Source organism: Flagellimonas ochracea (assembly GCF_009903685.1).
Lineage (GTDB): Bacteria > Bacteroidota > Bacteroidia > Flavobacteriales > Flavobacteriaceae > Flagellimonas > Flagellimonas ochracea.
Genome location: NZ_JAAABI010000003.1, coordinates 162,865 through 184,891 on the forward strand (window position 1 = coordinate 162,865; position 22,027 = coordinate 184,891).

Sequence of the window (22,027 nt, forward strand, 5' to 3'; positions counted from 1 at the left end):
ATGTATAAATACTAAATTACAAGAAACCTCAAGAACATGAAAAATATTGCAAAACATTTAGGCATTTTACTACTTGCGTTAAGTATAATGAACACCTCTTGTAGGAAAGAGGAATTTGAGTCTCTAGGAACATCACCTGAACAAGCTTTACAGGCAGATTCGAATGCAGCGAATCTTTTGTTCAGAACATCCCTAAAAGACGGTTCCACGGATAATATCTTAGATCAAGCCAATTGTTTTTCAATAGCGCTTCCCGTGACAGTTATAGTCAATGGTACTGAAATTACCGTAGAAGAGGAAGGGGACCTTGATGAAATCGAACTTATTTTTGAAGAGAGTGATGATGATACCGACTCCTTGGAAATAGTCTTCCCTGTAACCATTACATTTTCTGATTACACCGAAACAATGGTCTCAAGTGCTGAAGAATTGGAAGATTTAGCAGAAACTTGTCCAGGTGAGAACGAAGTCGATGATGATATCGAATGTGTGGACATCGTTTATCCTATATCTGTTTCCATTTTCAATCCCAACACCGAACTGTTCGATACCATCTCGTTGGATAGCGATGAAGCCCTGAACGATTTTATAGAGGAGTTGGATGAAGACGACATTGTAAATATTGAATTTCCGATTGTTTTGGTTTTGACCGATAATACGGAACTGGAAATTTCCGATTTAGAAGAGCTTGAAAATACCATTGAAGGCTTTATCGAGGAATGTGACGAAGATGATGACAATGATTTTGACGATGACAATTGTAACGATTGTACTGTAGAGCAACTTCAAGAAGCCTTTGCTGGATGCGCTGACTTTGGAGTGAACAAGTTCAGTCTTGATGGAGAAAACCTTAAAAGCCAATACGATGATCTTGCATTTAGCTTTGAAGAAGATGGTAATTTAACGGCTGCCTCTGAAACGGAAGTCTTTTTGGGCACTTGGTCGGCCAGCGGGTCAGGAAATGATATTCTTGTTGTCATTGATATCCCAAGTTTAAACGACTTCAATGCCGCGTGGAACCTGAATAGAATTTTGGAAACACCTGGAATAACAAAAATAACACTTCATGAGGGTGATGGGAATACGCTTCGATTTCAGGATGCATGTACTAATGGTAACCCTGGAGGGAATGCAGGTCCAGATGTCGACACCGTGCTTGAAGATGGAATTTGGCAAGTAGATTCTTATATGGACGGAGCTATTGATGAAACCGCAAATTTTGTTGGATATAACATAAGTTTCAACAATGACGGTACAGTTGTTGCCGATAATGGCACTCCAATTAACGGTACATGGAGTACTGAAAATGGTAATACAAGACTGGTATTGGATTTTGCGGATTCCGTTCCATTTGAAAAGCTCAATATGGGTTGGGAAATTGATTCAGTGTCCGATACCCAAGTGGAATTAAGAGAATTGGGAGGTAATGACATACTGGTCCTGACAAAGCAATAATATTAAGAAAAGTCCTGAGTAGATTTTAGGACGGGATAGTTGGCCTTTTGTTCGGGTGGTTCGTACAGATCCATTACCAAACAGGAGGCCATTTTTGAGTTTCATTGTTTTAGGTACGTCATAGGTATTCAATCACCGATTGGTTGGCGGACCATAGTATGGATAGAATGCTTTGTCAGAGACAATGGCAAATCAGCATTCCTTCTTAAAATTCTCTGGAAATGCCACTTCTTTTTTTAATTCCTTAAGAGATTTAATGTTATGAACGTTACTTCGCTTTAAAAGGCCATATGTTCATGGTATGCGGCTTTCGTGTTAAGACTTGGCTCAGCCTTTCCCCAATGAACAAACACTTTTCTACTTAGCTGAGAATGAATTTTGCACCTAATTGAAATCTAATCGACCAACACCTTAATTGGTTTTGGTATGGACCATTCTTGTGGGTAGTTCATTCAGCAAGATTGGTAAGAAAGAGCCTACTCGTTTTGCCAATAAAATAAATGCTTTTGAACCTTTATCGAAAAAAGAGCCCGTTTGTCCTTTTGGGTCAGGAAGAATTGCGGTGTACTTGTTTCAATAGTATAAACCAAACTAACTAAACATGACTTTAACTGCAATTGTAATCGACGATTCGCCACTACAACAAATGGCTACCTGTAAATTGATTGAAAACCACCCTAACATACAATTGGTAGATTTTTTTAACGATCCTATAAAAGGGCTTGCTGCCGTCAATAGCTTACGTCCTGATGTATTGTTTCTAGACATTGAAATGCCAGAATTAAATGGTTTCGATATATTGAATTTTATAGAATATGATTGTCAGGTAATCTTAAACTCCACCCGTTCGCAATTTGCGCTTCATGCATTTCAATATGACCACGTCAAGGATTATCTGGTCAAGCCCATGAATAAATCCCGATTTGAAAAATCCATTGACAAAGTGCTTAAAAATCAAGTATTGGAAAAATCGGCAAAATTTGCAACCACGGAGTACGTATGGATAGAGAGATTGCCCAAAGCAAGTTAAATCCAGCTTCTTAAAAACTAAAAGTAAAAAACCAATAAAAACACATATTATGAATGATTTTGCTAAGCTGTTAAACAATGTAATGCAACTACTGTTCAAACCTTTTTTCGATGCCGATGAAAAATCAAAGCAACTTTTTCAACAAAGGATTTTTATAACTCAGCGGGTCAATAATGATCGTTACCATAAAAACAGGTAAACAATGATGACAACGGAACAATCAAACGAACGAGAATTTTGATTGTCCACAGTTCAAAAAGACAAGAGTCTCCTCCGATAAAGTGAATGTCACCAAATTAAATGATTTGTATTCCTATGGCATTTCCAATTTGACATACCAAACCAAAAAACCCGAGATTGTAAAGTCCGGGCTTTTCTTTATATGTGTTGTGGATAAGTAGCCATGATTCCTCAAGGAACAGGAGTTTAAATCCGTTCTGTTCGAAAACCTATTCGATTGAATTAGAAAATCACGAGATATTGAATAACGAATTGACAAATGAAATTGATTGATTCTCCCGCAGTCGCAAAACATCCATACAGGATTAGAAAACAAAGCAGGCTAAGTGCACTAAAATGCCTTTTTAGTTTTTAATAAAACTATACATTTTCTCCCGGGTTTTCTGATCAGGCATGTTGCCATATCCGGCCATCATGTTGTCAATAACATGATGAGGTTTGGATGTACCTGGAATAACACATGTAACCGCTTCATGGGATAAAATATATTTTAAAAAGTATTGTCCCCAACTTTTTATTTGAAACCCTTCACACCATTCTGGCAATGGCTTGTTTTTGGTAAGGCGGAACAATGAGCCTCCTTCAAAGGGCCGGTTTATCAAAACTGCTGTACTGTATTTCTGAGCAGTTTCCAGAAGGACCCTTTCGGCATTCCGTGACCGAATCGAATAGTTGAACTGAACAAAATCTGGGTGTTCCGACTTAATTATGGCTGCTAACCTATCATGGGCACTGTCCACATAGTGGGTAATTCCCCAATAGCGGATGGTCTCATTGTCTTTTAAAGACCTAAGGGACTTAATATGTGTCCGGTAATCTACCAGATTGTGAATTTGAATCAAATCCATTTGTTTTTGCCTTATTCTTCCTATAGAGTTTTTTATTTGTTGTAGTCCCGCTTCTTTACCTTGCGTCCACACTTTTGTAGCATAAAAAAACTCGTTAGGGTAATTGGTTTTTTCGGTCAAATCACCCACCACGGATTCTGAGCTCCCATACATTGGGGATGAATCAATGACCCTGCCCCCTTTTTCATGCATTTTTTTCAATACTTCCAATAGAATTGCTCTCTTTTCAGTAGAAGACCCTACGTCAAAAGTTTGCCAGGTGCCCAAGCCCACAACAGGGATTTGCTCTCCTGACATGGGTATTTTCCTAAGCTTCATGACGTTGGAGAAAGGAATCCCCATCATGGAAAATGGCATAAAAAGGCTGGCTGCTCCTAAGCCGCAAAGTTCCAGTGCTTCCCTTCTTGATTTTATAGTTTTCATATTGATGTATTTAGTTCTCTTTTTGCATGTCCAAGTCCCAACCTAAGACCGTTGTACGACCAAAGCAAGGCCAAGGGCACAGCAACAAGGGCAATTGTTGACAGCCCCAATCCCAATGAGGTCAGGCCGGCAAAAAACCATCCTGTTATCGCATCACCTCCCCGGTATATGGCCGTGTCGATAAAGTTTTTTGACTGATATTTATATTCATGCGAGGTAACGGTGAAAAGAATTTCCTTGCTTGGTCGCAGTAGAAAAAAGTTCCCGGCCCGGTGAACGATCAACAAAACGGCTATCAATATTAAGGATAATTTAAAACCCATTAGGAATAAACCGATGGCCACCAACAACGGAATTATGGCCATGGTTAATGCTAAACCCATCTTTTTTATGATTCGAGATGTAAAAAGCAACTGGCCAACTATGGCCAATGTATTGGTTGCCAAATCCACTTTGGAAAAATAGGATATTCGTTGACCACTGTTTAAGCTGGCTACTTCCAATAAATGGGCCTGCTCGAAATAAAGAAAAGTGGAAATGGAAGTGTAAAGCAATACAAAGGTAGCTATCCCCAAAAGATAGTTTGATTTAAAAGTGTTACTAATGCCATAAAACAGACCGCTGTTTTGATTGCTCCGTTTTTGTTTGGACATCCTGTTTTCTTCTGGGAGAGAATTTTTAGCCATGGAAAAGAGGCCTAACATGCAGCCAATTCCAATCGATAATAATAGCGCCGCAACCAGAAGCATTTCCTTAAAACTTACAAGATAGGATAGGTAATTGGACAAAAGAGGCCCTGAAATTGCACCCAAACTGCCACCGGATGCGATAACACCGAAAACCCGCTTTGAAGAAAAACTCGAAAACAAATCGGCCATAAAACTCCAGAAAAGCGACACCACAAAGAGATTAAAAACACTGATCCATATAAAAAATGCCGTTGGTAACCAACCCAATCCAATTTCAAGGTGAAATAGCCCATAGAATCCAAGAATGTTTAGAAAGAAGAATGTGTAGCAATACAAAAGCAAGCTAAATGGGCTGTATCTCCTGTTTAAGAGGCCAAAGACAGGAACGATGAAAAGCATTGCCAAAAAAGTGCCGGTAAAAAGCCATTGCATGTTTTCAGCACCATTTTGGATACCCATTTCATCACGTATGGGCCTTAGTACAAAATAAGCGCAAAGCAGACTGAAAAAAAAGAAAAAGGACAGTAGAACAGAAGTCCTTTCTTTAGGTTTTACCAGTAATATTTTCTCGATGACATCCATGAATTTTGAACCCAAGAATTAAGCTTGTATTCAAATTTGATTAAGATGGAAGGAAGAACCTATTGGATTCTGAAAAGAGGCTGACAGATTTACAAATCTGTCAAGTTATTCCCTGCCCGAAATTCTGATGGTGTTTGGGAAGTAGCTTTTTTGAAGGCAGTATTGAAAGATGAAAGTGAATTGAACCCACAATCAAAGGCAATGGCAGAAATTTTAATACTTCGATAATTTTCATCCTGTAGCAATTGCATTGCTTTTTGGATTCTGTAGGTATTCAAGAACGTGGAAAAATTCTGGTCAAATTCTTTATTTATTAAATAGGACAGCTTGTAAGGTTGCACATTAATTTCTTTGGCCAAACTGCCAAGTGTACAGTTTGGATTTAAAAAAGGCTGCTCCGTTTTCATGTGTTCCAAAAGCCTTTTGCTAATCCTTTCTACATGCTCTGGTGCTATGGCAATATTTTGATTGCCCTTTGAAGCACTTAGAACCTGTGGGTACTTGAATACATAAATACTGGTCACAAATAAGAATATCGCGTAGATCACGGGCCCCATCAGATAAGGGGTCAGTCCCAGTATGTAATTGGAAAAGTAGGCCAGTTGAAGTAAAAAACCACCCAATAAAAGCAACATGTACCAGCTTTTTCTTTCTTTTTCAATGGTATGAGCCAAATGGCCTTGTCGGAGACCGACCAAAAACATAATCCAAGTGGCAACTATGTACAACCCTTGATGAATTAGCAGTGTTGAATATCCAAATGAGTACCAAAACCTATCTAAGGTTAGGGAGGAAAGTGTTAGGAGTAAAAAGAGAGATGGAACAAAATGGATGAAAAAAATGCTTGTCCACTTTTTGCTATAGAGCTCACAATAAATATATAGGAAAAGGGCAGGGCCATACACCGAGTGGGCAAGGAAACCAAAATTCAATACCCATAGCTCCACATCCTCAGCATAAACCCAGAGCAAAGATTTAACTATTCTGAGGGTAACACTAAAGAACACCACGCTGAGCAACAATGCCGATGGAGATCTTTTTCTTGAAAGGAAAGAAATGATGGAAAGGTAAAAACCTTGTACCGCTGCAACCAAGGCAATCAAAAGTTCAATTTCTTTACCAATCTTTAGTGCTCTCATTTACAGGTCGCATTAACTTCAAGGATAAAGTTAGATAATTATTTTTTCTTTCCCTTTCAACACAATCACTGTTCGGCATGAGTTTTCTTTATAATGATGAAGTAGACCGATTTGTGTTTTTCTGAAAAAAGGTCATATCTTAAGAAAAAGATTTTCAAAAGTAATGCGACTGCCATCTATTCTCTGCCTGTTTTTAAGTGCTGTATCACTCTTTTCACAAGAGCTTCCGCCTATTCAAAATTATGCACCGTCCGATTATCAGGCCGAAAATCAAAACTGGGCCATATCACAATCAAAAGACAAACTCCTGTATATAGCCAACAGCAAGGGTCTTTTGGAATTCAATGGTGCCAAATGGAAGCTATTCCCCTCTCCGAATGAAACAATCATGCGTTCCGTAAAGGTTGTGGAAGACAGAATTTATACAGGATGTTATATGGAGTTCGGCTATTGGATTCGGAATGGTTTTGGACAACTGGAGTACACCTCATTGTCAAAAAAAATTGCGGAAAAGCTGATTCAAGACGAGGAGTTTTGGGGCATTTTCCATATGGATAGTTGGATTTTGTTTCAATCGCTCAACAGAATATATGTGTACAATACTGTTGATGATTCGTTCCACATCATTGATTCGGAAACCAATTTGTTCCGCATGTTTAAAGTGGGGGAAAGCATTTACTTTCAGAAAAGCGATAAAGGAATATTTAGGATAGAAAATGGCATGCCGATTTTGGCTTATGATGATGGACCTGCGGTTAAGGACGAAATCATTAATATTTTTCAAAGAGAGAATGACATTTTGTTGATTTCTCGGAATAACGGTCTTTTCAGTGCCCATGACGGAGAGATTGCAAAGTGGGAATCAAGTCTGGACAGCCTGTCTCCAAAAATAAGCACATATAGTGCCATACAGTTGGAAGACAACAGTTTCGCACTTGGTACCATTTCGAATGGGGTAATCCTTCTCGATGAGAACGGGCAGCTTATCCAACACATAGACCAGATTAAGGGACTAAGAAATAATACGGTACTGTCACTGATGGAAGATTTAGACCATAATATCTGGTTGGGCCTGGACAATGGTGTGAGCTATCTGGACCTTAAATCCCCGATTAGGGTTTACTATGACAATAAAGGAGTGGTGGGTAGTATTTATGCCTCAATCGTGAAGAATGATATGCTCTACTTAGGTACCAACCAAGGACTTTTTTATAAACCCATAAACAGCTCAAAGGACTTTCGATTGATTAAAGGTACCCAGGGGCAGGTTTGGTCTTTAAAAATCATAGGCGAAACGCTTTTTTGCTGTCATCACAGGGGAACTTTTATTGTTGAAGAAGGCAATGCCAGACGTGTTGCCAATGTGGAAGGTACCTGGAAGATTGGACGTGTGCCAGGAAAACCAAACCTTTTGTTGCAGGGAAACTATGACGGCCTTTATATTTTAGAACAGATTGGGGACGAATGGAGACTTCGAAATAAAATTGAAGGATTTGAGAACTCTTCACGATTTTTTGAGATTCTTGGAGACAAGGTTTTCGTGAACCATGAGTACAAAGGAATCTTTAGTATGGAGGTGGACCCGGACTATATCAAAGCCAGTAACGTAAATATCGATACCACCTTTAGAGGATTTAATACGGGGATTGCAAAGTATAATGGCAATCTGTTATACGCTTATAAGAAGGGAGTTTTAAAATATGATGAAAATTCGAATACCTTCATCAAGGATAGTATTTTGAGTAACGTGTTCACAGAAAACAATTATGTATCCGGGAAAATGATTTTGGATGAGCGTAAAGGCCATCTTTGGATATTCACAAATGATGATATTGGGATAATCTCACAGGGTAAGCTGGCGAATACTCCTATTATTGAATCCATACCCTTATTGGAAAAAATGAGAGGTGATATAGTGGGATATGAAAATGTAACGGAATTTGGAGATAGTGGAGACTATTTAATCGGGAGCAGCTCGGGTTATCTGATTGTGGATATTGAAGATGTAACGGAACAGGAATTCGAAGTTAACATAGACAATGTCTCAAAGACGAATAAGGAGAATAATACAAAAACCTTTGTGAAAAAGGATGCACAAGGAAATTTTGAAAGCCACGAGAACAACTTGGAGATTACGTTTTTCGCTGCGGAGTACAACAAATATTTAAACACCAATTATCAATTCCAACTACAGGGAATCTATGATAATTGGAGCAACTGGTCGGAAGAATCAACGGCGACTTTCGAGAATCTCCCATTTGGTGAATATACGTTTAGGGTTAAAGCCAAGATTGGGGATACGATTTCCAACAATATTGCCACCTATTCATTCAAGATAAATAGACCTTGGTATCTCTCCAATGTGTTTTTGGCCTTATATGTCATCGGTTTTGTTTTGGGAGCATTACTGATGCATCAGGCCTACAGGCGTCACTATCACAAAAAACAAAGGGTATTGATAGAACAAAACAAAAAGGAAATGGAGCTTGCCAGGGCTCAAAATGAAAAGGAGATCGTTAAGATCAAAAATGAACAACTTCAACAAGAGTTCAAAAGTAAGAGCAATGAATTGGCAGCATCTACCTTAAGCATTATTAGGAAAAATGAGTTGCTGTCTAAAGTAAAGGAACAGCTAGTATCTAATGTTGAGGACAAGGAATCCATAAAGCCGATCATTCGTGTAATCGATAAGAACCTTACCCAGAATGATGATTGGGAAATGTTCAAGGAAGCATTTAACAATGCTGACCGAAAGTTCCTGAAAAAATTGAAAAAGGCACATCCAAATCTTTCACCTAATGATGTTAGGTTATGTGCCTATTTACGTTTGAATCTTTCATCCAAAGAGATTGCTCCGCTGCTGAACATCTCTGTTAGAAGTGTGGAGATAAAACGCTACCGTCTCAGAAAAAAGATGGAATTGGCTCACGAGGACAATCTTGTAGACTATATTCTTAAGCTATAGCACTATACAGTTTGCCCTATTTTCCACAACAACACCTATACATGTTGATTTTTCTTACATAAATTTTAAACACCATTCTTTTCCTTAAGCCCCGTAAAAACAGGCACAATGACAATGTCGCAAAAAATTGGGTCTTTTTTTGTGTTGTATATTTTTTGTTGAGGTATTTTTTATGGAATTGATAGTTCTTTAAGCTAAGTTTAACGTTCTGTAAAATGGCAATTTTTGTTTTGCTGAGGAAGTTTAATCGTTTAAGGTCTTGAAACCTTGAAATCCTTGTCTGCAAAATTTACAAAATTACCTTAACAACAGAATCAACTTAAACTAACACACTACTATGAAAAACTATCTGCGCGTACTAATTTTTTTACTGTTCAGCATGGGTGTCCACGCACAAGCGGATAAGGTATCCGTTGTAAGTGAGGAAACGGGCACGAGATTGGTGGTCAATGGAGAGGATTTCATGATTAATGGAATGAACTGGGATTACATCCCCATTGGTACCAACACGGTAAATGCACAATTTTGGGAAAAATCGGATGACATTATTAAAGCGGGCCTTGATACCGAAATGTCACTCCTGAAAAACATGGGTGTCAATGTCATTCGTCAATATACCGGTGTTCCTGCCAAATGGATTAGATACATCTATGAAAACTATGGCATCTATACCATGCTCAATCATTCGTTTGGTCGCTATGGGTTAACACTTGATGGTGTTTGGACACCAGTGACGATTTATGATGATCCTAAGACTATGGAGTTTTTGATGACAGAAATGGAAGAATTGGTCAAAGGATACAAAGATACCCCTGGTCTATTACTGTATTTATTAGGTAATGAAAATAACTATGGGCTGTTCTGGGCTGGAGCCGAAACAGAAGATTTTCCCGATGATGAAGGGAGGATAGATTTCATTGGCGAAAGCAGAGGAAGACCTATGTACCGTTTGATGAATGAGGCTGCGAAAAAAATGAAGGCCATGGACCCTTCACATCCAGTGGCTATTTGTAATGGAGATGTCCTCTTTATTGATATCGTTGCAGAGGAATGCAAGGACGTGGATATCTACGGAACCAACACCTATCGTGGAGTTTCATTCGGAGACATGTTTCAAGTAGTTAAGGACAAACTCAACAAACCTGTAATGTTCACCGAATTTGGTGCTGATGCATTCAATGCCGTTGAAAACAAAGAAGACCAATTTTCCCAAGCCTATTATATGGTTGGTAACTGGAAAGAAATATATGAGAATGCTGCAGGCTTGGGCAAGGTCGGAAATTCTATTGGAGGTTTTACCTTCCAATTCAGTGATGGTTGGTGGAAATATGGATTTGATGACAGGGAGAACGCAGATGTTCATGACAACAATGCCTCATGGTCCAATGGAGGATATGCACGTGACCTGGCCTATGAAGGAGCCAACAACATGAATGAAGAATGGTTTGGGATTTGTGCCAAGGGAGCTACAAACCCTAGAGGTCTCTATGACCTTTATCCGCGAGCGGCATATTACGCATTGAAAGAAGCGCACCAACTCAACCCCTATGCCGATGGTGTTGATGCGGAATTCGTTCAAAATCACTTTAAGAATATCGAATTAATGGAGGCTGTTTTGAAAGCTAGAGGGGACAAAGCAGCACTTCAAGGCGAACAAAGCAACCTGCTGCGCATCAGTAATCTTCAGGCAAAACTTGCAACCTTTAGTACTGGGGGTTCGCTTATAACGACACCGGACACACCCGATCCCGAGGATCCTAATACGTTTCCAAATCAACTGGGCTTTGATCATATGCAATCCTATTTTATTGGAGTTGAGGGCAATCCAGCACCCAATATGCGGGCCGAAGTCAATGTAAATGTGGTAGGAAACGTTGCCCAAAATCCTATTAATGAAATATTTTATGAGAATAATGCACGTCCAATCGATGTAAGTACCGATCAAGGCGACGTGGTCGTTTCTGATGTGAACAGGGTTAGAGTGTACCAGGCAGAATTTGAATGGAAAGCCAAAGAATTTGATTTACGAGGATTCTACAGGACGGGTCATTACCATTGGGGATATGAAGGAGACTTTTTTGGTTTTTATCCTGAGGCCAATTATGGACCAAACCTAGATATATACAATGGTGAAATTCTTGGAGCTGAAATAGATGGGAAAGGCCCTTTAAAAGGTTTAAAAGTTGCAGTAGGCCCCCAATTGTGGTGGGGTGCCAATCCAACCATGTTGTTCAAATATCGAAGACACATAGGAAAGTTCAATGTTACGGGTATTTATCATCGGGATTTTGAGACCAATGTTGTTTTAGATGAAAATGGTAGACGAGTTCTGGATGTCAATCAGACACGAAGTGGTGTGATTCCTCCATGGCCAACAGAAAGGGCAGCACTTGCCGTAGAAAGGGAATTTGGAAAATTTGGTTTTGAAATAGGAGGTATTTGGGCTGGTAGTCCTTTAAATGGTATTGGATTTCAAGACGTTAGGGGCACTCCCGGGAACTATGTGGTTTTTCGTGACAGAATTCAAGAATCTGATAATTGGGGTGGTAAATTCAAAGTGACCTATGAAGGGGGTAAGTTCAATTGGTACGGCCAAACCGCAGCTATGGGACTCATTGCCAATGGGGGTGCAGACCAAACCTTAACTTTTACAGGTTGGAAATTAAGAGATACCGGAAGTGGCAATCAGGTCAATGTTTTATCTGGGTTTACATATGCCACTGGCAATTTTCAGATTGCACCCAATTTCATGTGGCAAAAGCCATTGGTCGAAGCCATGCCCCAGGATGCGGAAGGACCTGCACGGTTAAGAAATATTATTGATGACCCTTTTGCAGTCCGGGCAAATCGTGAAACTACGGCGGGTGAAATACTGATTACCTATGACCCAACTCCAGGTACTTGGATGTACGAGTGGGACAACGATAGGGCAGAAGATGCTAAGTTTGCCATGAATTTGGGCTTTGTATATCGTCATCTCCCAACTACAATGGATGCGCATATCGGTTTCCAGGCTAATCGTACATTCTTCGCTTTTCCAAATTCAGCTCCAGCTGAGGACCTATGGGAAGTGCATTCCAGAATGGTTTCTAAAATTGGACCAGATTTGGGGATTATTGGAAATTTCTATTATGGAAATGGACAGGGCAATGGTGATTCGGACAGATTGATTTATCGTTTTGGTGGAGACATTAGAATGATTTATAAAAAGTTCAGATTGCGCTACACCCAGCAGATCAATGATTGGGGACCTTACGATTACCATCGTGATTTTAACCTTACCTACCCGGTGCAGTTGATGCTCGATATTTCAACCACGCTAGGCAAACCAGATTGGTTTATTCTTCCCAGTACTCAAATCGGAATTCGAGGGACATGGAGATCATTGAACGAATTCTCGCCAAGATATCTTCCCAATCAAGTGTCCGGAGAGTTTTCTAACGAACCGACGATAAGTCCAGTTGGTTTTGATAATGGAAACGAATGGGAGATCATGACATACGTTCACATCAATATCGGGAATTAAAAATAAAGCAACATGAAAAATAAAACATATATCAAGATACGTTCATCGCTAATTTTAAGCTTGGGAATTGCCCTATTTTTGGGTTGTGAGAGAGACTTTTCTGATGATGTGGAGTTTGATACGTTCACGACCAATGGAGACATATTTACCGATGAACCTGTAGGTCTTACGGATGAGTTCTTCGACTCTTTTGACCCATCGGGTGCTAATCCTGCAAATCCAGAAGGTTTTGGTACTGATGATAACGTCGCCTTTGAAGGGCAATCTTCCATACGAATTGACGTTCCTGCTCCCGATGACCCCGATGGAAGCTTCATCGGCGGTATTTTCTTGGATCGCGGCGATGGTAGAAACCTCACCGGTTTTGATGCCCTGACTTTTTATGCCAAGGGTTCTACAACCGCTACCATTGGCGAAGTAGGCTTTGGAACTGATTTTGGTGAAGATAAATTCGCTGTAATTGCCCCAAATATTCGTTTGTCAACAGATTGGCGGAAAGTCATTATTCCCATACCAGATCCATCAAAATTAGTACAGGAAAGAGGTATGTTTTTCTTTTCTGCGGGTAGCCAAAGTACTGGTGGTTTAGGGTTTACCTTTTGGATTGATGAGTTGCGTTTTGAAAAATTGGGAACTATTGCCCAACCCAGACCTTTTATATTTTCAGGTGATGATTTGCAAGAACAGACTTTTATAGGCTCAAACATTCCAGTTACTGGACTTACCCAAACGTTTAATCTTGGTAATGGGATTGACCAAACTGTTTTGATCGCACCATCTTATTATAGTTTTGAATCTTCGGACATTGGAGTGGCAATCGTAAATGAACTGGGACAAATTAATGTGGTTGGAACAGGTACTGCGACGATTTCCGCCACAGTTGCGGGGGTTCGTGCAGCGGGTTCCTTGGAAGTTACCTCTACGGGCAATTTTCAGGCAGCACCCACACCTACCCGACCTTCCGAAAATGTAAAATCGATATTCAGTGACGCCTATGTAAGTGAAACTGAAAGCAACTTTAACCCCGGATTCGGAGGTTCAACGACCGAATTTGCGTTCAACACACTGAATGATGACACTATTGTATCCTACAGCAATAACAACTTTTCAGGAATAGTCTTCGAGAATACAGTGGATGCCTCTGACCTGACATTCCTGCATGTGGATGTGTATGTAGACCAAGCGGGGACTGAGTTTGAAATTCAGATAAGGGATGTTGGAGCAAATGGAGAAATTAACACCGACTTGGGTAATGGGCTTCCCATCGGGGATGATAAAGATCGTAGATTTACTTTTACAGGTTTGGTCGCAGGACAATGGACATCCTTTGATATTCCTCTGGATGGGGATATAGCCAATCAAAAGAACAATCTGGGAGCCCTCCTTCTAATAGACGGTCCAAACTTTACATTGGACAATATTTATTTCTACACAGAGTAGTGAGGTATCGGAATCAACTTCAAAAAAATGAACATGAAAAATATACAAACAAAGAAAACAACGTCAGCGGCTTTGAAATATCTTTTTGTCGCTTGCTTAATTTCCTTTTTCGGGTGTGAAACGGATGATACACAGACCGTGGCAACTTTTTCCCAACTGACCATGTCCGATGAATTCGATACGGATGGTGCACCTGATAGCAGTATCTGGGGATTTGATATCGGTACTGGTGAGGATGGATGGGGAAACAAAGAACTGCAGTACTATACCGACAGGCCGGAGAACGTTAAGGCCCAAAATGGAATTTTATTGATTACAGCAAACCAGGAATCCTTCGAAGGATCCAATTACACTTCTGCCAGGTTGATTACCAAAGACAAGTTCGAACAGCGATATGGTCGTTTTGAAGCGCGTATACGCTTACCTTGGGGGCAAGGCATATGGCCTGCCTTTTGGATGCTCGGAGCTGATGATGATGAAAACCCCTGGCCAGGAGCTGGGGAAATAGACATCATGGAATACCGGGGACAAGACCCATCAATACTTATTGGCAGTGTGCATGGTCCTGGGTACTTTGGTGGTGATGCCATATCAAAGGAATACACGTTGGAAAACGATCGCTTTGATACAGGGTTTCACGTTTTTGGAATCGAGTGGGGTCCGGAATATATCAACTATTATGTGGATGATGTACTATACAATCAAATTACTCCCGAAGATGTGGATGAAGAAACGGATGGCCAAGGGGTATGGATATTTAATAAACCTTTCTATATTTTATTGAACGTGGCAGTCGGGGGTACTTTCGTAGGTTCCCCTAACGCAGAAACAGAATTTCCACAAACCATGTTGGTGGACTATGTAAGAGTATACGAGTATAACGAGATAAACTAAACTAACTATTACGATTATGAAGCAATTACTAACAAAAACCAAGCTGATATCCGTATTCATCTTGGCCCTATTTTTGGGATGTGAAAACGACGACAATACGTTGTTGCCACAGGTGCTTTCGAGCTTTACCTTCAACTTGGATGAAGATACTGGTACAGTGGAATTCATCAATATATCTGAAAAAGCAACGAGTTACGAATGGGACTTCGGAGATGGGGATGCCTCAACCGAAATAAATCCTGTAAAAACCTATGGCGCTAGCGGCACCTATACCGTAGTGCTAACAGCGTTCAATACTGCCGGAGCTTCCAACACTTTTGAAAGTGAAATCACCATTAATATCCCAATACCTCCCACGCCATTGGCCTTGCCCATTGATTTTGACGGTACCAATGTGGCTTATGGTGACATTGTGGGTGACAATATCGGATTCTCAGTAGTGGCCAACCCCGAAACCGGTAATGGAAACGATACCAATGTTGGACAAATGGAAACCGGTGGCGGTCAATTCCAAAATGTACAATTCCCGTTGGGAACTGCTGTGGACTTCAGCGGTGATAATAAGACAATTCAATTGGAGTTATTCGCATCAACAGCAATCGATGTTTTGGTCAAGTTTGAGGATGGTGCTGCCGGAGCACGAGATGTAGAGGTTTTAACTACCCATACCGGTTCAGGTTGGGAAACCTTAAGTTTTGACTTTGCAACGGATGGAGTCGCTAGTTTTATTCAAGATGATCCCCAAAATGGCCAAGCGCTGGTTCCAGATGGTCAATATAGTGGAATCATATTGTTTATAGGGTTCAGTGCCGACCCAGGAGTTGAGGGTACTTTCCTTGTGGATAATATTATTCAAACCACTGCAGAACCTGCTCCTTCTGGATGTACGGATGAATTGATTGCGGCTACTGCGCTTCCTGTAGACTTTGAAGGCTGCGAAACCTTCCTTTCTTCAGAGAATTTCGGTGATGGAATTACTTCTGAGCTGGTGGAAAATCCATTTAAAACGGGTATCAATACCTCCGACTTTGTTTTACAAATCGATAAACCTACAGGTTCCAGTTTCTTTGCTGGAGTTCAAAATACCTTTGAAAGTAATTTTGATCTTACAACCACAGACGTATTTAGCTTGAAAGTGTATTCTACAAAGGCCAACGTTGTCTTCCGATTTGAACTTGCACTAAATCCACAAACAGTACCCCCAACTGGAAATCCTACACCCGTATTTGTTACCATACCCAATGCCAATGAATGGACGGAAGTGGAGTTTACCTTTACAGGCTTACCAGGTGGACCAATGGCCTATAATCAATTGGTTATAAAACCAGACAATCCAGATGGCATCACTGATCCAGTAGCGGAAGGTGGTACGTATTATATCGATGATCTATCCCTTGGCACTTCTGGCGGTGGCGGCGGAGGTGGTGCTTCCCTGGACGACTGTGGCGGCGATTTGGTCAATGATTTTGAAACCGATACCGATGCCATCTTCGCCAACTTTGGAGGTGGGGTAGGTACCATAATAGACAATCCCGACACCTCGGTGAACACAAGTGCTAAAGTAGGCCAATACGTTAAGAATGCCGGTGCGGATTTTGCCGGAATCACGATTGAGGTAGATCCTGATATCGCTTTTGATTCAGGGGTATTCTCGATTGATGTCTACTCTGAGGCAGTGAGACAGCTGCTGTTCAAGTTGGAAGGACTCAATATTGAGGTAATTGTTCCCACCTCTGGCACAGGCTGGGAGACCATAACCTATGACTTTAGCCCAGTTGGGGGCAATGTGGGTACTGTTACGGCCATTACATTGATCATGGACAATGGCACCGTCGGTGATGGCAGTGCGGATTGGACCATTCAATTCGATAATATTAGGCTTTGCAGTAACGGAAGTTCAGGAGGGGGCGACACTACACCTCCCGTAATCACCTTGAACGGGGATGCTGTCGTTAATGTAAATGTAGGCGATTCTTTTGTGGATCCAGGAGCGACCGCTACCGATGATACGGATGGTCCGATAACCGGTGATATTGTTGTAGGAGGAGATACTGTGGATACCAATACTATCGATACTTATATAATTACGTATAATGTTAGTGATGCTGCAGGGAACGCGGCGGCAGAAGTGACAAGAACAGTAAACGTGGTAGATCCAAGTATGCCCTTTAGTGCTGCTCCAACACCTCCTGCTAGGGATCCTGGAGATGTTATTTCGCTCTTTAGTAACGCCTATACAGATATTACAGTGGATACGTTTTATGCAGCCTTTAGTGTTGGTGGTGGCGTAAGCGATGTGCAGGTGGCTGGAAATGATACCAAACTTTACACGGATTTAGACTTTGCCGGAGTTGAAACACTTAGCGCCAGTGTAGATCTTTCCAGCATGACCATGTTCCATATCGATGTGTGGTCGCAAAATTCAGTTGACTTTTTAACAAGGGTTGTAGACTTTGCTGGAGATGGATTTGGTGGTGGCAATGATACCCAGGGTGATGAAACAACGAACCTTTCGGCCGGATCATGGACCTCCATAGATGTTTCAATAGCCGATTTTCAAACAGGTGGTTTTACTGCAACGCCTACTGACTTTAGCCAGCTGATTCTAGATGTTGTTGGGGTTACTGGTACCGTTTATGTGGACAATATTTATTTTTATAATGATTCTGGCGGCGGTGGAGGCGGCGGCCTTACTCCATTGTCATCTTTACCGGCAGATTTTGAAAGTGGTGAAGAGTTTGGCGGTGTTTTCGAACCCGCAAGTGTAAATGGATCCATTATTGCAAATCCGGTTTCTGGAGGAATTAATACTTCTGCCAATGTGTATGAGTTCAATAAACCAGTGGGAACTGAATTCTATGGTGGAATGGAAAATGTATTCGCAAGTCCTTTGGATTTGACCACGACCAGAACCTTTAAGGTTAAAATTTATTCCTCCAAACCGAATGTTGTAGTTCAGTTTGAATTACAGTCAAGACCCACAGATCCTGGTATTCCAAACTACAGCATACAACAAACAGTAACGAATGCGAATGAATGGGTAGAACTGACCTTCGATTTCGGTGCTATAGTACCAGGAACATTTAATCCAAACATTTACAATGCGATTGTCATAATCCCTGATTTTGACACGGGAAATAATCCAACTTCGAGTTCGGAAACCTATTATATAGATGATGTAGTTTTAGAATAAGGATTAATAAGTTCTGATTTTTCAAGGCTGGCAAAAAAGCCAATTTGCCAGCCTTTTTTCATCAATCACTAACAAAAAAGGAATATATTGGTATATGAGCCAAACAGATATCTATTTAGCAAGTACCAAAATGAATCATGGGGCCAAAGAAGTTGTAGGCGAATCCGTAGTATTCGAAAACGAAAACTACTATAAGATTTCCAACTACGATGGCATGCGCCCTTTCTTTATGAGTATTGTGAGCCATTCCGACCATTGGATGTTCATTTCAAGCAATGGAGGGCTTACCGCTGGAAGGAAAAATCCCGAGTCTGCCCTTTTTCCCTATTACACGGATGATAAGGTAACAGAATCCGCCAACATAACTGGAAACAAAACGATAATCCATGCCCAAGTTGGATCAAAAACCTATTTGTGGGAACCTTTTTCAAATTCCTGTGCAGGGGTCTATACTATCCAAAGGAATCTGTATAAGAGCAATCACGGCAATAAAATTGTTTTTGAAGAAGTAAACAAGGATTTGGGGCTTACGTTCAGGTACCATTGGAATTTTAGTGAGACCTATGGTTTTGTGAAGAAATCCAATTTGATAAACCATGGTGACCAAACGGTGAAATGTGCTCTGCTGGACGGAATTCAAAATATTTTGCCTTATGGTGTTCCCTCTTCCACACAGAACGATAGAAGCAATTTGGTGGATGCTTACAAAAGAAACCAATTGGAGGCTGAAATAGGGCTGGGAATCTTTGCATTGAGTGCCATCATTGTGGACAGGGCTGAACCCAGTGAGGCGCTAAAGGCCACTACGGTGTGGTCCACCGGATTGGATGACGTAAAATATCTGGTTTCATCCCTACAATTGGACACTTTTAGGCGTGGAAACAAGATTGCACAAGAAACTGATGTCAAAGCAGAGAAGGGAGCCTATTTTATCCATACAGAAGTGAGTTTGGAACCCAAAGCCGAAAAAAATTGGATGATCATTGCCGATTTGAACAAATCCAGGGCAGATGTCAGTAAGATTAGCCACACCATCAAGAGCACTACTAATTTATTCGAGAAAGTCGAGGCTGATATTGACGAAGGCTCCAAACAGTTGTTGCAATTGGCCGCGGCGTCTGATGCCATTCAGTGCACTTCCGATAGCATGAGGGATGCCAGACACTTTTCCAATACCTTGTTCAACATAATGAGGGGGGGTATCTTCGACGATGGCTATCAGCTTGAAAAAAGAGATTTCACATTATATATCAAAAAAGCAAATAAGCCGCTTTTCCAGGAAAAAAGGGTATTGCTCAATGGGCTTCCTTCCCATTTTTCTTTGGAATTTTTACGCAAGAAGGTCGATGATGATGATAACCCCGATTTTAGACGATTGGCCTTGGAATACTTGCCCCTTAAATTTAGCAGACGCCATGGCGACCCCAGTAGGCCTTGGAACAGGTTTTCTATCAACACCCGTGCAGATGATGGGAGCAAGGTGCTCGATTATGAGGGCAATTGGAGGGATATTTTCCAGAACTGGGAGGCCTTGGCCCTTTCCTATCCCGCATTCTTGGAAAGCATGATCTACAAGTTCTTGAATGCCTCCACATTTGACGGCTACAATCCCTATCGTGTTACCAAGGATGGATTTGATTGGGAGGTTATTGAACCGGATGACCCTTGGTCTTACATAGGTTATTGGGGAGACCATCAGATTATTTATCTCCTAAAACTATTGGAGTTGATGGAAAGCCATTATCCCAATGAACTGGGTAAATCCTTCTTTGAAAAAATATTTGTGTATGCCAATGTACCCTATAAAATAAAGAGTTACGAGGAAATTCTAGAAGACCCGAAGGATACTATTCTTTTTGATTCAGATTTGGACCATAAAATCAACAAACAAAGGGAAAAGATCGGAGCGGATGCAGCATTTCTCACCACCGGAAATGCTTCCATATATCATGTGACCCTATTGGAGAAAATATTGGCGACCGTTCTTTCGAAAATGTCAAATTTCATCCCAGAAGGCGGTATTTGGATGAACACGCAGCGACCAGAGTGGAACGATGCCAACAATGCCCTGGTAGGCAATGGTGTTTCGATGGTCACTTTGTATTATTTGAGACGTTTCCTGAGTTTTTTCCAAGAGTTGACCGAAAGTATGGAACAGGAAGAGTTTACCGTTTCAGAAGAAATGGCAACCTTTTTCAATGCGGTATTACAAGCCCTGATTGAAAACCAAGGAAAGCTTTCCGGAAAAATTTCCGATGCCGATAGAAGATTCATTATGGATGCTTTGGGCATGGCAGGAAGTGAATTCCGAAATACAATTTATGCCGAAGGATTTAAAAACGAGTCGCAAAGAATAGCTAAAAAGGACCTACAACAATTTATTGATGTAACCTTGAAATATTTGGAACACAGTATAGATGCCAATCAGCGCAAGGATAAACTGTACCATGCTTATAACATAATGACGGTTGAAAGTGATACGGAGGTGTCCATCTCCTACTTATCCGAAATGTTAGAGGGGCAGGTTGCCGTTTTAAGTTCTGGCTATCTCAACGGTGAAAAATCGTTGGAGGTACTTGATGCGCTTAAATCCAGCGCATTGTTTAGGGAGGATCAATACAGTTATTTATTGTATCCAAATAAAGCACTCCCGCGTTTTTGTGAAAAAAATTCCATTCCTCCCAAAAAGGTCCAGCAATCCGAACTGCTTCAAAAGCTTGTAAAAGAAGGAAACACCTCAATAGTTGAAAAAAGCATTGACAACACATATCATTTCAATGGCTCTTTTAATAATGCCGATAGTCTTAAAGAAGCATTGTCGCAGCTGCCGGATGAAGAATATGGCGAATTGGCAAGAAACGACAGAAAGTTGTTATTGAACACTTTTGAAGAGATTTTCGACCACAAATCCTTTACCGGAAGATCGGGAACTTTCTATGGGTATGAAGGTTTAGGATCTATTTATTGGCATATGGTCTCCAAATTACTTTTGAGTGTACAGGAAACCTGTTTGTCGGCAATTATAAATGGTGAAAACGAAGTGGTCATCGGGAAACTTTTAGAGCATTTTTATGAAATAAATGAAGGAATAGGCGTGCATAAGCCACCGAAACTTTATGGGGCTTTCCCAACAGACCCCTATTCGCATACCCCGGCAGGCAAGGGTGCACAACAACCAGGGATGACCGGTCAAGTAAAAGAAGATATTTTAAGTCGGTTTGGTGAACTGGGGGTTTTCGTTTCCGAAGGAAAGCTCTTTTTCAATCCCTGTATGCTCCGAAAGGATGAGTTCTTGGAGCAATCCTCAGAATTCAATTATGTGAATGTGGATGGGGAATTCAAAAAAATAATGCTCGAAAAAGGTTCGTTGGGCTTTACCTATTGTCAGGTTCCTATTCAATATCGTTTGTCTAAAAAAGAACATGTAGAAGTGTCTTTTAAAGATGGCTCCCAAAAGGATCTTGATGGGCTGGACTTGGATGCAACCCATAGCAGCATGTTGTTTGGCAGAATAGGCGAAATAGAAGGCATTAAGGTATGGGTAGATGAAAAACGATTGAAGTAGCTATAATATATTCCATCAAATACAAATGGTTTGAATAC

11 protein-coding genes are annotated in these 22,027 nt (G+C 40.8%); 8 read left to right on the forward strand and 3 right to left on the reverse strand.

Going from position 1 to position 22,027, the window contains the following annotated elements; translation table 11 throughout:
- Positions 1-36: 36 nt before the first annotated feature.
- Both GTQ34_RS10770 and GTQ34_RS10775 read left to right on the forward strand, forming a co-directional pair.
- A complete protein-coding gene (locus GTQ34_RS10770; RefSeq protein WP_166523816.1) occupies positions 37-1,455 on the forward strand; it encodes a hypothetical protein in 1,419 nt (472 codons plus the stop codon).
- Between the two features lie 601 nt (positions 1,456-2,056).
- Complete coding sequence (locus GTQ34_RS10775; RefSeq protein WP_166523817.1) at positions 2,057-2,485, forward strand: LytR/AlgR family response regulator transcription factor; 429 nt, start codon at positions 2,057-2,059, stop codon at positions 2,483-2,485.
- Between the two features lie 584 nt (positions 2,486-3,069).
- Here the strand turns inward: GTQ34_RS10775 and GTQ34_RS10780 are convergent.
- The 3 genes from GTQ34_RS10780 to GTQ34_RS10790 form a co-directional block, all read right to left on the reverse strand.
- Positions 3,070-3,996, reverse strand: a complete 927-nt coding sequence (locus GTQ34_RS10780; protein ID WP_166523818.1) for an aldo/keto reductase — start codon at positions 3,994-3,996, stop codon at positions 3,070-3,072.
- Entirely contained in the window at positions 3,993-5,267 is a 1,275-nt protein-coding gene (locus GTQ34_RS10785; RefSeq protein ID WP_166523819.1) for an NTP/NDP exchange transporter, read from the reverse strand. Before GTQ34_RS10785 ends, GTQ34_RS10780 begins: the two co-directional genes overlap by 4 nt.
- Positions 5,268-5,356: 89 nt before the next feature.
- Positions 5,357-6,406 (reverse strand): helix-turn-helix domain-containing protein, encoded by a 1,050-nt coding sequence (locus tag GTQ34_RS10790; protein WP_166523820.1) that lies wholly within the window; start codon positions 6,404-6,406, stop codon positions 5,357-5,359.
- 163 nt (positions 6,407-6,569) lie between these two features.
- On the opposite strand from GTQ34_RS10790, the gene GTQ34_RS10795 reads away from it, so the two are divergent.
- From GTQ34_RS10795 to GTQ34_RS10825, 6 genes are all read left to right on the forward strand, one after another.
- Positions 6,570-9,371, forward strand: coding sequence for a helix-turn-helix and ligand-binding sensor domain-containing protein (locus GTQ34_RS10795; RefSeq protein WP_166523821.1), 2,802 nt, complete (start codon positions 6,570-6,572; stop codon positions 9,369-9,371).
- A gap of 337 nt (positions 9,372-9,708) precedes the next feature.
- Positions 9,709-12,897: a glycoside hydrolase family 2 TIM barrel-domain containing protein gene (locus GTQ34_RS10800; RefSeq protein ID WP_166523822.1), complete on the forward strand. Its 3,189-nt coding sequence runs from the start codon at positions 9,709-9,711 to the stop codon at positions 12,895-12,897.
- Between the two features lie 12 nt (positions 12,898-12,909).
- Positions 12,910-14,337, forward strand: coding sequence for a glycosyl hydrolase family 16 (locus tag GTQ34_RS10805; RefSeq protein ID WP_166523823.1), 1,428 nt, complete (start codon positions 12,910-12,912; stop codon positions 14,335-14,337).
- A 33-nt stretch (positions 14,338-14,370) separates the two neighbouring features.
- Positions 14,371-15,231, forward strand: coding sequence for a glycoside hydrolase family 16 protein (locus GTQ34_RS10810; RefSeq protein ID WP_417936277.1), 861 nt, complete (start codon positions 14,371-14,373; stop codon positions 15,229-15,231).
- A 16-nt stretch (positions 15,232-15,247) separates the two neighbouring features.
- Positions 15,248-18,424 carry an immunoglobulin-like domain-containing protein gene (locus GTQ34_RS10820; protein ID WP_235915024.1) on the forward strand — a complete coding sequence of 1,059 codons (3,177 nt, stop codon included), beginning with the start codon at positions 15,248-15,250 and terminating at the stop codon, positions 18,422-18,424.
- A gap of 94 nt (positions 18,425-18,518) precedes the next feature.
- Positions 18,519-21,989 (forward strand): hypothetical protein, encoded by a 3,471-nt coding sequence (locus GTQ34_RS10825; protein WP_166523825.1) that lies wholly within the window; start codon positions 18,519-18,521, stop codon positions 21,987-21,989.
- The last annotated feature ends 38 nt before the right edge of the window (positions 21,990-22,027 follow it).

What these genes read in the sequence shown, in the direction of transcription:
- GTQ34_RS10770 (WP_166523816.1), top strand. Translation starts at nt 37, where the DNA reads ATGAAAAATATTGCAAAACATTTAGGCATTTTACTACTTGCGTTAAGT.
- GTQ34_RS10825 (WP_166523825.1), top strand. Translation starts at nt 18,519, where the DNA reads ATGAGCCAAACAGATATCTATTTAGCAAGTACCAAAATGAATCATGGG.
- GTQ34_RS10785 (WP_166523819.1), bottom strand. Translation starts at nt 5,267, where the DNA reads ATGGATGTCATCGAGAAAATATTACTGGTAAAACCTAAAGAAAGGACT.
- GTQ34_RS10780 (WP_166523818.1), bottom strand. Translation starts at nt 3,996, where the DNA reads ATGAAAACTATAAAATCAAGAAGGGAAGCACTGGAACTTTGCGGCTTA.
- GTQ34_RS10775 (WP_166523817.1), top strand. Translation starts at nt 2,057, where the DNA reads ATGACTTTAACTGCAATTGTAATCGACGATTCGCCACTACAACAAATG.
- GTQ34_RS10795 (WP_166523821.1), top strand. Translation starts at nt 6,570, where the DNA reads ATGCGACTGCCATCTATTCTCTGCCTGTTTTTAAGTGCTGTATCACTC.
- GTQ34_RS10805 (WP_166523823.1), top strand. Translation starts at nt 12,910, where the DNA reads ATGAAAAATAAAACATATATCAAGATACGTTCATCGCTAATTTTAAGC.
- GTQ34_RS10810 (WP_417936277.1), top strand. Translation starts at nt 14,371, where the DNA reads ATGAAAAATATACAAACAAAGAAAACAACGTCAGCGGCTTTGAAATAT.
- GTQ34_RS10790 (WP_166523820.1), bottom strand. Translation starts at nt 6,406, where the DNA reads ATGAGAGCACTAAAGATTGGTAAAGAAATTGAACTTTTGATTGCCTTG.
- GTQ34_RS10820 (WP_235915024.1), top strand. Translation starts at nt 15,248, where the DNA reads ATGAAGCAATTACTAACAAAAACCAAGCTGATATCCGTATTCATCTTG.
- GTQ34_RS10800 (WP_166523822.1), top strand. Translation starts at nt 9,709, where the DNA reads ATGAAAAACTATCTGCGCGTACTAATTTTTTTACTGTTCAGCATGGGT.